This is a genomic window from Pollutimonas rozaliensis (assembly GCF_048751585.1).
Classification (GTDB): domain Bacteria; phylum Pseudomonadota; class Gammaproteobacteria; order Burkholderiales; family Burkholderiaceae_B.
In genome coordinates this window covers 304,999-317,056 of record NZ_JAZHOB010000002.1, presented here as the reverse complement: position 1 = coordinate 317,056, position 12,058 = coordinate 304,999, and the positions used below count along the sequence as shown (strand labels likewise).

9 protein-coding genes are annotated in these 12,058 nt (G+C 62.0%); 3 read left to right on the top strand and 6 right to left on the bottom strand.

Annotated features, from left to right (window positions below; translation table 11 throughout):
* Positions 1-197: 197 nt before the first annotated feature.
* Positions 198-824, top strand: a complete 627-nt coding sequence (locus tag V0R37_RS04715; protein ID WP_420373393.1) for a 2OG-Fe(II) oxygenase — start codon at positions 198-200, stop codon at positions 822-824.
* Positions 825-855: 31 nt separating this feature from the next.
* Here the strand turns inward: V0R37_RS04715 and V0R37_RS04710 are convergent, their stop codons facing one another.
* The 5 genes from V0R37_RS04710 to V0R37_RS04690 form a co-directional block, all read right to left on the bottom strand.
* Positions 856-1,590 (bottom strand): amino acid ABC transporter ATP-binding protein, encoded by a 735-nt coding sequence (locus V0R37_RS04710; RefSeq protein ID WP_420373392.1) that lies wholly within the window; start codon positions 1,588-1,590, stop codon positions 856-858.
* Positions 1,591-1,731: 141 nt separating this feature from the next.
* The gene (locus V0R37_RS04705) at positions 1,732-2,613 is read right to left on the bottom strand and encodes a dienelactone hydrolase family protein (RefSeq protein WP_420373391.1); all 882 of its coding nucleotides are present in this window, start codon (positions 2,611-2,613) and stop codon (positions 1,732-1,734) included.
* A 59-nt stretch (positions 2,614-2,672) separates the two neighbouring features.
* Positions 2,673-2,861 (bottom strand): DUF3008 family protein, encoded by a 189-nt coding sequence (locus V0R37_RS04700; RefSeq protein WP_420373390.1) that lies wholly within the window; start codon positions 2,859-2,861, stop codon positions 2,673-2,675.
* A gap of 106 nt (positions 2,862-2,967) precedes the next feature.
* A complete protein-coding gene (cphA, locus tag V0R37_RS04695) occupies positions 2,968-5,538 on the bottom strand; it encodes a cyanophycin synthetase (protein WP_420373389.1) in 2,571 nt (856 codons plus the stop codon).
* A 71-nt stretch (positions 5,539-5,609) separates the two neighbouring features.
* Positions 5,610-7,817: a cyanophycin synthetase gene (locus tag V0R37_RS04690; protein ID WP_420373388.1), complete on the bottom strand. Its 2,208-nt coding sequence runs from the start codon at positions 7,815-7,817 to the stop codon at positions 5,610-5,612.
* 235 nt (positions 7,818-8,052) lie between these two features.
* Between V0R37_RS04690 and V0R37_RS04685 the strand changes: the two genes are divergently transcribed.
* Both V0R37_RS04685 and V0R37_RS04680 read left to right on the top strand, forming a co-directional pair.
* Positions 8,053-10,302 (top strand): cyanophycin metabolism-associated ABC transporter, encoded by a 2,250-nt coding sequence (locus V0R37_RS04685; RefSeq protein ID WP_420373387.1) that lies wholly within the window; start codon positions 8,053-8,055, stop codon positions 10,300-10,302.
* Entirely contained in the window at positions 10,299-10,784 is a 486-nt protein-coding gene (locus V0R37_RS04680; RefSeq protein WP_420373386.1) for a cyanophycin metabolism-associated DUF1854 family protein, read from the top strand. The genes V0R37_RS04685 and V0R37_RS04680 overlap by 4 nt, the downstream gene beginning before the upstream one ends.
* Here V0R37_RS04680 and V0R37_RS04675 read toward each other — a convergent pair.
* Entirely contained in the window at positions 10,779-11,957 is a 1,179-nt protein-coding gene (locus tag V0R37_RS04675) for a hypothetical protein (protein WP_420373385.1), read from the bottom strand. The genes V0R37_RS04680 and V0R37_RS04675 overlap by 6 nt on opposite strands.
* Positions 11,958-12,058 lie beyond the last annotated feature (101 nt).

The window sequence follows — 12,058 nt, the reverse complement described above, 5'->3', positions numbered from 1 at the left end:
GGTACTCCTTCGCATGATTCGATTCCAACAATCGAATCATAGTCCACGCGGCGGCCGGCCAACGCGCCGCAAGCCTGAACAACGCGGACAGCCGCCATGTTTTATAATTCTTCCCCCACTTTTTTGCGCGCGCCAACAGCGCCGACGGCCAAATACCTTGATGAACGCTATGCACCCTATTACAACGGCGGTGCACCATGCACCAGCGTGAACAATTGCTGGAATCCCTGGCCGACCAGGGCTGGGCCGTCTCGGACGGCCTGATCGATGCACATCTGTGCCACCGCCTGCGCGAGCAATGCCGGCAAACCTGGGAGCAGGGCGGGTTCAGGCCGGCCGGGGTGGGGCACGGCCGCAAGTTGGCATTACATACCGACATTCGCGGCGATTCGATTTGCTGGATCGAACCCCAACTGGCCGAATCGGCAACGCTTGAGTTCCTGCAATGGGCCGATGTTTTCCGCCGGGACCTTAACCGTACGTTCTACACAGGCCTGACCAACACCGAGTTTCATTTTGCGCGCTACCCCGAGGGCCACCGCTACCGCAAGCATATGGACCAGCATCAAGGCCAAAGCCAGCGCAAGATATCGCTGGTGCTTTACCTGAATTCGGAATGGTCCGAGACCGACCATGGCGAGCTGTGCCTATATTCGCCCCGGGACGAGAATACGATCATCGAACGCGTCCTGCCCATGCCGGGCAGGCTGGCCGTGTTTCGCAGTGACCTGATTCCGCATGAAGTTATGCCATGCGCCCAGCCGCGCTGGAGCCTGGCCGGCTGGTTCCGCAGCGACGCCATCGGCCTGCCGCAGGGGGCCTAGCGGCGGGCCGCCTCGTTCGCGAGCGCTGTAGTCAGTGGTGCAAAATCTTCGACAGGAACTGCCGCGCACGCTCGGATCGCGCGTCCAAATTGCCGAAAAATTCCTCGGTGGCTGTATCTTCGACGATCTTGCCCAGGTCCATGAACACCACACGGTCGGCCACTTTGCGCGCAAATCCCATTTCGTGCGTCACCACCATCATGGTCATCCCCTCGCTTGCCAAGTCCACCATGACGTCCAGCACTTCGTTGACCATTTCGGGGTCCAGCGCCGAGGTCGGCTCGTCGAACAGCATGGCGATGGGATCCATGGCCAGCGCCCGCGCGATCGCCACCCGCTGCTGCTGCCCGCCCGACAGCTGGCTGGGGAATTTATCCTGGTGCGCCCGCAGACCGACGCGATCAAGAAGCGCGCCGCCGCGACTGGCCGCCTCGTCCCGGCTGCGGCCAAGCACCTTGACCTGCGCCAGCACCAGATTCTGCGTGACCGATAAATGCGGGAACAGCTCGAAGCTCTGGAACACCATGCCTATGCGCGCGCGCAGGCGCGGAAGATTGGTGTCCGGCGCGCCCACGGACACGCCATCAACGAAGATCTCGCCCTTCTGGAAAGGCTCGAGTCCATTGACCGTCTTTATAAGCGTCGACTTGCCTGAACCCGAAGGACCGCAAACGACGACGACCTCGCCCTGCGCGACCTGAGTAGTGCAGTCGTCCAGCACCTGCGTCGTCCCGTACCACTTGCTGACCTGCTTGATTTCTATCATTCCCGTACCTGCGACTCGAATCCGGATTGTCGTGCATGATAACGCGGGCAGCCCGCCTGGGGCAGGCGGGCCGCTGATGAATCGCATCAATGCGCGGCCGGCGGCCGCAGCGTCGATGGACCGCAGTTCGATGGCCGGCCGCTAGCCGCCAAGATGCTTGTCGAACCAGGCCAGGGCACGCTTCCAGCCGTCTTGCGCCGCGTCGGGCCGGTAACTGGGGCGGTAATCCGCATGGAATGCGTGCGGCGCATCGGGATAGATCACAAACTCCGACTGCCGGGCGGCGTCCGGCCCCTTGGCCAGTTCCGCCTTCATGGCATCGATGGAGTCTTGCGTGATGCCGGCGTCCTTGCCGCCATATAGTCCCAGGATCGGACCATGCAGCTTGGCCGCAACATCGACGGGCTGGCTGGGATGCAGGGCGTCGGCATTGCCCACCAGGCGGCCATACCAGGCCACCCCGGCATCGACTTCGGGATTATGGGCCGCATAGAGCCATACGATGCGGCCTCCCCAGCAGAATCCCGTTATACCCAGCTTGCCGACATCGCCGCCATTCTTGCCCGCCCACGCCACCGCCGCATCCAGATCGCTCATGACCTGCGGATCGGGCACCTTGTTCACGACCTGGCTGATCAACTGCGCCACTTCGGTATATTTGCTCGGATCGCCTTGCCTGGAATACAGCTCGGGGGCGATCGCCATATAGCCGACTTTCGCCAGGCGCCGGCAAACGTCCTTGATGTATTCATGCACGCCGAAGATTTCCTGCACCACCAGGATCACCGGCGCGGCGGCGTTCCCGTCCGGCGCCGCGCGGTAGGCCGGTATGCGGCCGCCCTCGACCGGAATCTGTATCTGCCCCGCCACCAGTCCCTTGTCGTCCGTTGCAATGGCGGTCGCGGCGGCCGGGCCCGCCGCAAGCGCAAATCCACCCGCCAGCGTGGTTGCCATGAATCCCCGCCTGTCCAAAATCAGCGGTGGCAACAAACTATCGAAATCCGTATCCGGCAAACGACTCATGGCGATCCCCTTTTTGGATAAAAAAAAGCATGCTTCGCGTTGAAGCATGCCTTGCATGGCTATGAACTGGATTTATGTTCCGGCTTACCCTTGCGCTTGGTGGAAGCCAACTCGTCGAGCTCTTTTTCGCTCATGGAGTCATACATGCTTCGTGAAGCGCCTTTGAGCTCGCCCACCTTGATCTCGCCGCGCTTGGCGGCCAAGGCCGCGCCTGCGGCCTTTTGCTGAGCCTGCGATTTGGCTGGCATGGAGCACCTCCTGATCAAGAAAACCTGATTGGAAATTCAGCAGCTCCATTATTGACGCCCGATCCCGGCATTTCAACCGGCAGGGCGATCCAACATGTAACAGCCCTTAGCCTTCAGCGACCCGCCCCGCGATATGAGCCAGCGCCTCCTCCACCTGATCGATCAGAACCAGGCACAGCTCGCCTTCCCGCAAGCCGGCCAGCGCGGTATCGATGGCCAGGAACTCGCCTCGTATCTCCTGCAACTGCTTGGCGCGCTGCGCATTGGCCAGGCCCTGGCGAAGCAGGGCAAGGACCTCGCCGTCCTCGCGGCCGCGCTGGCACATATCCTGGTAAAGAATGACTTCGTCGAACGCGTCGCCCAAGATCTCGGTCTGACGGCGTATGTCTATGTCGCGCCGATCACCGGCTCCGCTTATAACCACGCTGCGCCGGCTCGCCGGCATGGCGTCCACCGCCTGGACCAGCGCCATGATAGCGTCGGGATTATGGCCGTAATCGGCAATCAGCGTGGCGCCTCGATACGAAAACACGTTGAAGCGGCCTGGCGCGGTCTGCGCATCGTTCACGAAAGTTGCCGCAGCGGCCTGGATGCTGGTCAACTCCAGACCCAGCGCCCATGCGGCGGCCAGGGCCGCCATGGCATTATCGACCTGGAAGCCGATAGTGCCGCCGCGCACCAGCGGAATGCCGTCCATGCCGATCCGGTACTCGAAAGCGCCTTCGGCCAACACGATGGCGCCGTCTTCGACGTACACCGTCCGCCGCCCTTGCGCTTTGTGGGTTGCCAGGATGGGATTATTCCGGTCAGCGGCGAAAAAGATCACCGAGCCCGGGCAGTTCTCCCCCATGGCCGCAACGATGGGGTCGGCGGCATTCAGTACCGCCACGCCCTCAGGCGAGACATTTTCCACAATCACGCGCTTGACGATAGCCAGGTCCTCGACCGTGCTGATAAAGCTCAGGCCCAGATGGTCGCCTGTGCCCACATTCGTTACCACGGCGACGTCGCAACGATCGAATCCCAGCCCTTCGCGCAATACGCCTCCGCGCGCCGTCTCGAACACCGCCGCTTCCACATCCGGGTGCAGCAGCACATTGCGCGCGCTGCGCGGCCCGCTGCAATCGCCACTGTCGATGCGCCGGCTTCCTATGTACACGCCGTCGGAGTTCGTCATGCCAACGCACGCGCCGGTGCCGGCGATCAGGTGCGCAATCAGGCGCACGGTGGTTGTCTTGCCATTGGTGCCCGCTACGGCCACCAGTGGAATACGGCCGTTTTCCCCTTCAGGGAACATGCAATCGATGATGGCGTCGCCCACGGCCCGGCCTTTTCCAAAGGAGGGATTCAGGTGCATGCGCAGGCCCGGCGCCGCATTGACTTCGACGATGCAGCCGCTTTGCTTGTCCAGCGGCTCATAGACGTGTTCACTGACCAGGTCGATGCCGCAAACATCCAGCCCGACCATTTGCGCCGCCGCCACGGCGGTCGCCGCCAAATCCGGATGGACGTGATCAGTCACATCGGTGGCGGACCCCCCGGTACTCAGGTTGGCATTGTTGCGCAACGTCACCAATACGCCTTTTTCCGGTATGGAATCGGCCTCGTAGTTCTGCGCCGCCATCGTCGCCAGCGCGATATCATCCAGCCTGATCTTGGTCAGTGAACTGCCGTGTCCTTCGCCGCGCAGCGGATCCGCATTGATTTGCTCCACCAACTGCGCAATGCTTCGTTCACCGTCGCCAATAACCTGGGGAGGATCGCGGCGCGCGGCCGCAACCAGCTTGTCGCCCACCACCAGCAGACGGAAATCATGGCCGGGGAAATAGCGCTCGACGATCACTTCCGACCCGTAGCCCGATGCCGCCGCGTAGGCCGTCTCGATCTGGTCGCGGCCCTGGATGTTGACCGCCACGCCCTTGCCTTGGCTGCCGTCGCGCGGCTTGAGCACCACGGGTCCGCCGATTTCGCATGCCGCCTCCCAGGCGTCTTGCGCACTGTTGGCGCAGCGCCCTTCGGGCACCTGCACGCCAGCCGCCGCAAGCAGGCTCTTGGTCAATTCCTTGTCCTGGGCAATGGACTCGGCGATCGCTCCGCTGCTATCCGTTTCGGCCGCCTGAATGCGGCGCTGCCTGCAGCCCCAGCCAAACTGCACCAGACTGCCTTCAGTCAATCGGCGATAAGGAATATCGCGCTTCAGGGCGGACTGAACGATGGCGCCGGTGCTTGGACCCAGGCGTATGTCCTCGTTCAGGTCGCGCAAGCGAATCAGGCCTTCGGTCAAATCGAAGGGCACATCCTGCATGGCGGCAATGCAAAGCTGCTCCGCCAGTGCAAAAGCCATCTGGCCCACGGCTTCTTCGGAATATTCGACCACCACCTGGTACACGCCCAGCTCGGTCGTTGGCGCGGCGCGGCTGAAGACGACCTGGCAGCCGGCCAGCGTTTGCAGCCGCAGGGCCGCATAAGCCAGCGCGTGCGCCATGGAATTGGCCGGCTCCTGGCTGGAGGTCCTGAGAATATCGATGTCGGGAAAGCGCGCTCGCAAGCGGTTCTCGAAAACTTCCACGTTATCGATGACACGCTCGACTTCAGTGCATGAGACGATCGCTTCGATTACGGTTTGCCTGCACCACAAATTGGGGCCGCGCAGCGCCCGTATGCGGGAAACTTCCATTAGATAATATTCCTTCTTGCCTGGACAGGCCTGGGACGAAAGCCTGATTTATTGCATTGGATGGCCGTATATCAGGCCGGCGCTTCGACAAGGGAGCCAGGCGCCTCGGCGAACGACTCGCCCGCCTCCAGGCCAAAGGTTTCTATGCCCGCCCGTATCAGATCCTCGTGCACGTTCAGCGCCCAGGCCGCGGCAACAGCGGCCAGGACATTCATGTTCTGGAACTCAAGTGTCCCGCCTTCGGTCAAGGGTATGGCTTGCAGTTCGGTCAAGAAGGTCTCTTGGGGGCCTTCCGCCAGCACGATACGCGAGCCATCCAGGAACACGGCGCGTCCGCCCTGGATTCTGTGCGCCGCGATCGTCGGCGCGCGGGCATCCCTGCCAAAGAAGATCACGCTTCCATCGCAGAGGCCGGCCATGTCGGCCACCAGCGGATCGTCGGCATTCAATACAGCGGTTCCCCCCGGAAGCACGACATCGACCTGGGTGCGCAGGACTTTGGCCAACTGCTCCGCGTCGTCAATGTAGAACTCCGGCAAGATGCCATCGGGGTCGAGATTGGTCACGATGCCGACCTGGCAGCGATCGTAGGCCAGGCCTTCGCTAAGAATACTGAGCGGGCCGTTTTCCATGACGCCTGCCTGGACGCCTCTGTTCAACAAGACCCGGCGCGCCGCCGCCCAATTGGCGCCATCCGTCTTCTGCACATGCCTGCGGCCAAAGAAAAGTCCGTTGCCGCATGCCAGGCCCGTATGCAGATTGCTAAGCTGCAGCATGCGCGCAAGCAAGCGTGCAACGGTGGTTTTTCCTTTGCTGCCCGTGATCCCGGCCAGCGGGACGTGGCCGGTGTCTCCGGGAGGGAACAGATAATCGACGATAGCCTGTCCCACCGGGCGTGGTTCGCCAGCGGCCGGTTTCAGGTGCATGAGCAGTCCGGGGCCGGCATTCACTTCGACAATCGCGCCGCGCTGCTCTTCGAGTGGAACCGAAATATCCTCGGCGACCAGATCGACACCGGCAATGTCCAGGCCGACGATGCGCGCCGCCAGCTCGACTGCGGCGGCCACGCTTGGATGCACCGCATCGGTTACGTCGATGGACACATTCCCGTTGCGCTGTATCAGTACACGGGTGCCCGCGGCGGGAATGGCGCCCGGCCCCAGGTTCTGGCGCGCCAGCTCCAGCCGCGCGGCGGAGTCAATGCGTATCAGATTTAGCGGATGATCCTCGTCGCGACCGCGGCGGGGATCGGAATTCAATTGCGACTCGATCAGTTCTTCTATCGTGCTCGCGCCGTCGCCGATCACAGTGGCGGCGTCGCCGCGCGCGGCCGCCACCATGCGCCCGCCCACGACCAGCACGCGATGTTCGTCGCCGCGCACGAAGCGTTCGACAACCACACCGCTGCCTTCATCCACGGCAACGGCAAAGGCGGTCTCTATTTCGGCCAGCGTCGTCAGGTTCGTGAACACGCCGCGCCCATGATTGCCGTCGGACGGCTTCACGACCACCGGCAGGCCTATGTCTTGCGCGGCCTCCCAGGCCTCTTCGACGCTATTTACCAGTTGGCCCTCGGGGACCGGCACGCCGCAAGCTTGCAGCAGGCTCTTGGTCAAATCCTTATTGCGGGAGACGCTTTCGGCAATCGCGCTGGTGCGATTGGTCTCCGCCGTCCAGATACGCCGCTGCCGGGCGCCATAGCCCAACTGGACCAGGTTGGCCTCGCTAAGGCGGATTGTGGAAATATCCCGATCATCGGCCGCCTCGACGATGCACGCGGTGCTGGGCCCCAGGCGCAGGTCTTCGGCCAGATCGCGCAGCTCTTCAACCGCGGCCTCGACGTCGAACTCACGGTCCTCGATGGCCGCCATCACCAGGTCGCGGGCGAAATACAAGGCAGCGCGCGTAACCGGCTCGTGCCAGGCGCGGACTATGACTTTGTAAACGCCGCGCACGGATGTTTCGCGAGCTCTTCCCAAGCCGCCGGGCATGCCGGCCAGGTTCTGCAGCTCAAGGGTGACATGTTCGAGAATATGGGCCGGCCAGGTACCCTGGCGCAGGCGCTGCAGGAAGCCGCCGCGCTCTCCGACGCTGCAACGGTGCTCCACCAATGAGGGCAGCCACTCCACCAGGCGCTCGTAGAAGCCCGGAATGACATTGGAGGGATAGTCCTCCAGCTCGCCTATATCTACCCATGCCTCGATGACCGGACGGTATGCCCAGATATTGGGGCCGCGCAGCATCATCATGTTGATGAACTCGATGTATTTCTTTTGCATCTTGGATGGGAATAAGAGCGAACATGGAACTACACAAACCAACTGGAGTGTATTTAACGGCAATTGACCCCGGATGTGTTTGCCAAGTTGCCTGGAAGAGAAGAAAATTGTCAGTCAGAGGCAAAAAAACCACATCTTTCCCCAGCCTTTTTACAAGGCGCGCGCATTCGACGTGACAATATCGCACCTGCATCCTTAAGAATCCCCTATTTTGGGGACGGAACATCGCTGTTCAATGAACAAAACACCTGACGAAACCCATCTCGCAGCCGCCGGCTTGCCCGACGACAGCAGCGCAACACTGGCTCCTTGGCTGAGCCAGGGAGAAACCGTGCTTGCCTGGATAAGCACAGACCTGGATCCGCAATTGCGCTTCGCCCCCGGCACGATCGTGCTGACAGGCAGGCAATTGCTCGTAAAAGGACCTTACGATACCGACTGGCAGGCCTGGACGCTGCAGCCGGACCTGAAGCTTCAGCATCATGACCACGCCGGCGTCGGCACCCTGGAATTGCACGATACCCAGGCACGCCTGGGCATCTGGCGCTATACGCTCAGGAACAATTCGGCCGCATTGTCGCTGGTCGAACGCTTCGAACGCCTGCGCGGACAGCACGGAACAGCGCAAACGCCGCCGCAGCAAGCCGACACCTTGCTGGGCGGCTCCGTCCAAGCCACATCGGCGCCTTCCACTTGGGCCCTGCTGCGGCTTTGGCGCTTTGCCAGGCCCTATCGCAACGCCCTGCTGCTGGGTTTCTTGTTGACGGTCACATCGACTGCCGCCGCCCTGGTCGCGCCTTACCTGACCATGCCGCTCATGGACGATATCCTTATCCCCTTCCAGAACGGCAAGCCCATCGACTACGGATTGGTCCGGCTTTACCTGGGCGGCCTGCTGGCATCGTCGGCGCTTGCCTGGCTGCTGGGTTGGGCCCGCACTTACATCCTGGCCTGGGTCAGCGAGCGCATTGGCGCCGACCTGCGCACCGCCACCTACCAGCACTTGCAGGCGCTGCCCCTGCAATACTTCGGCGGCAAGCGCACCGGCGACCTGATTTCCCGCATCGGCTCGGAATCCGACCGCATCTGCATCTTCCTGTCGCTGCATCTGCTGGATTTCGCCACCGATGTGCTGATGATCGTCATGACGGCGGCCATCCTGTTTTCCATCAATCCCTGGCTCGCGGCGGTCACGCTGATTCCCCTGCCTTTCATCGCCTGGATGATCCACATGGTGCGGGACCGCCTGCGCCATGGTTTCGAAAAGGTCGACCGCATCTGGTCCGAGATCACCAACGTATTGGCGGACACCATTCCGGGCATACGCGTGGTCAAGGCCTTCGCGCAGGAAAAGCGCGAGGTGGCGCGCTTCCGGGAGGCCAACAACCGCAACTTGCTGGTCAACGATAGGGTCAACACCCTGTGGTCGCTTTTTGCGCCCACGGTTACGCTGCTGACCGAAATCGGCCTGCTGATCGTGTGGGCCTTCGGCATCTGGCTGGTGGCGCACAACGAGATCACCGTCGGCGTACTGACCGCCTTCCTGACCTACATCGGACGGTTCTACCTACGGCTGGACTCCATGAGCCGCATCGTTTCGTTCACCCAGAAAGCCGCGGCGGGCGCCAAACGCATATTCGATATCCTGGACCATGTATCGACGGTCCCCGAGCCCGCCAGGCCGGTGCGCATCGAGCATGTGACGGGACGCATCGAGCTGCGCAATGTGGGCTTCCGCTATGGCAACCGCTCGGTCATGCGCCGCATCAATCTGGATATAGCGCCGGGCGAAATGATAGGCCTGGTGGGCCACAGCGGCTCGGGCAAGAGCACACTGGTCAATCTTATCTGCCGCTTCTACGACGTTTCGCAAGGACAGATCCGGCTGGACGGCACGGACATCCGTTCGCTATCCATCTCCGACTATCGCCGCCATATCGGCCTGGTCCTGCAAGAGCCTTTCCTGTTTTTCGGCACGATTGCCGAGAACATCGCCTACGGCAAGCCCGAAGCCACGCGCCGGGAAATCATCGCCGCGGCCCGCGCGGCCAACGCGCATGAGTTCATCCTGCGCCTGCCTCATGGCTACGATTCGCTGGTGGGCGAACGCGGCCAGGCGCTATCGGGCGGCGAGCGTCAACGCATCTCCATCGCGCGCGCCTTGCTTATCGATCCCCCCATCCTGATTCTCGACGAAGCCACCTCGTCGGTGGACACCAGCACCGAAAAAGAGATCCAGAAGGCGCTGGACAACCTGGTTCGCGGCCGCACGACGATATCCATCGCCCACCGCCTGAGCACCCTGCGCCAGGCGGACAGGCTGGTGGTGCTGGATAAGGGCGAGATCGTAGAAGTGGGCCGGCATGACGAACTGCTGGCCAAGAACGGCCATTACTTCAAGCTTTACCAGGCGCAGGAAGGAAAGATGAATCCCGGCTCGGCGGACGAAGACTGGATTGAAGACGAAGAACGAGGCATCGCATGAAAAACAGCAAGACCGCAAACCGCCACAATCTGCCGCTGGAACGCGATGCCTTCGGCCGTCTGTATCTGGCCTCGGAGGGCGCGGCCCGACGCGCCTTGACACCGGTGCGCAGCTTTCCGATTTCGGCGCCCGGCGAAGGGATTGCGCTGGTCGATGCGGAAGGCGCGGAACAGGCCTGGATAGAAAGCCTGGACGATTTGCCCGACGATGTGCGTTCCATGCTGCAAGAAGAACTGGCCAGCCGGGAATTCATGCCGCGCATCCAGCGCATCCGGCATGTTTCCAGCTTCGCCACCCCCAGTACCTGGCAGGTGGACACCGACAGGGGCGACACCACCCTGTTGCTCAAGGCCGAAGAAGACATACGCCGGCTGTCGGCAACGGCGCTTTTGATCAGCGACGGCCACGGCATCCAGTTCTTGATCGGCAACGTAAGCGAACTGGACAAGGGCAGCCGCCGGCTGCTCGACCACTTCCTATAGATTGGCCTGCGCCCGTGCGGGACTGATTTCCGGTAGCGCGATTTCCGATGTCCCCGGCCGCAACAGGCGGACGCATTCCCGGCTGGTGTCTATGCATCCTCCGTCGCGGTAGACGCCGCCCGGATCGCGCAAGCGCAACATGCTTTCCAGGATTCCTGCCACCTCATCCGGATCGCGCAATGTGGCGGCCACCCGCTCATCGACCACATCATCATCCATCAGAAGCTTGCCGGCCGCATCGCGATACGTCGCGTTGCGCCAATGAAAAAGCTCCACGCATTTCGTCGTCAAGGTAAAGGGCTGGTCCCGCTTCCAGAAATTCGTGAACAGCCCGTCACCCACGTAGAACACCCATGACCCCTCATATCCCTCGACGTTCGAAGAATGTTCATCGGGGTTCCTGAACCACAGGCGGTCGCCGGGAATATAGTATTTGGGCGGCAAGGGCTCGCTCATCGACCCGAACTCACGCAGAAACACATCATGGAACTGTCCCGACATGATGGCCCGCGTTTCCCACTGGCGCTGCAGCATGGCCAGCAAGTCGGGATTGCTGACCGCCAGCTCCTGTGCGACGGCCAGCAGAATCACGTATTCAGTCGCCCGGTAGCAGGAAAAGGAATACAGCTTGTGGGAGCGGTCCGGTTGAGTGGTCTTCTGCAAGGCTTCGATCAGCCGCGCGCCGTCCTTGACGGTAAAGCCGCACTCTTCCGAATAAGTCCAGTACTCTTGGGGCCGTTCGGCATGCTCCGTATCGAACGCGAGCGCGGTCATCCGCGCGGCCTGAACGATGTTCTTGCGCACCCGTACCGCCGACGTCAGCTCCGCATGGCTGGGAAAGAGGAAAGGGATAGGGCTTAAAAGCAGGGCGACAAGAATTTCACGCTCCAGGTCGTCCGGATTGCCGCAGGTATCCAGCTTGAGCTTGGCGCATAGTCCCGTCGTGTCGTGATCGGGCGCCCACTGGGCAGCGGCCTGCGCATTCAGGCGGAACTGCGCCCAGGCCCCGTCCTGGCCGGCATGCCGGACCAGGTCCACATGTCCGGCCAGATTCACGGCCTGGAGGTCGGCCATGAAGCCTTGCAGCGACGGCTCAAGAAGCACCTCCGTCCTCGCGTGAAGCAGAATTCCCGGCGAGTGCCGGTCTATATCGTGTCGGCGTGTTGCGCTCATCGAGCCTTTTCTCCCAGAGAGCAGAAAGCGGGTGATTGAAATTGCGCAATATTACTCTTGGCGTCCATTTTCTTGTATGAAAATCGACGTCATCGCACATA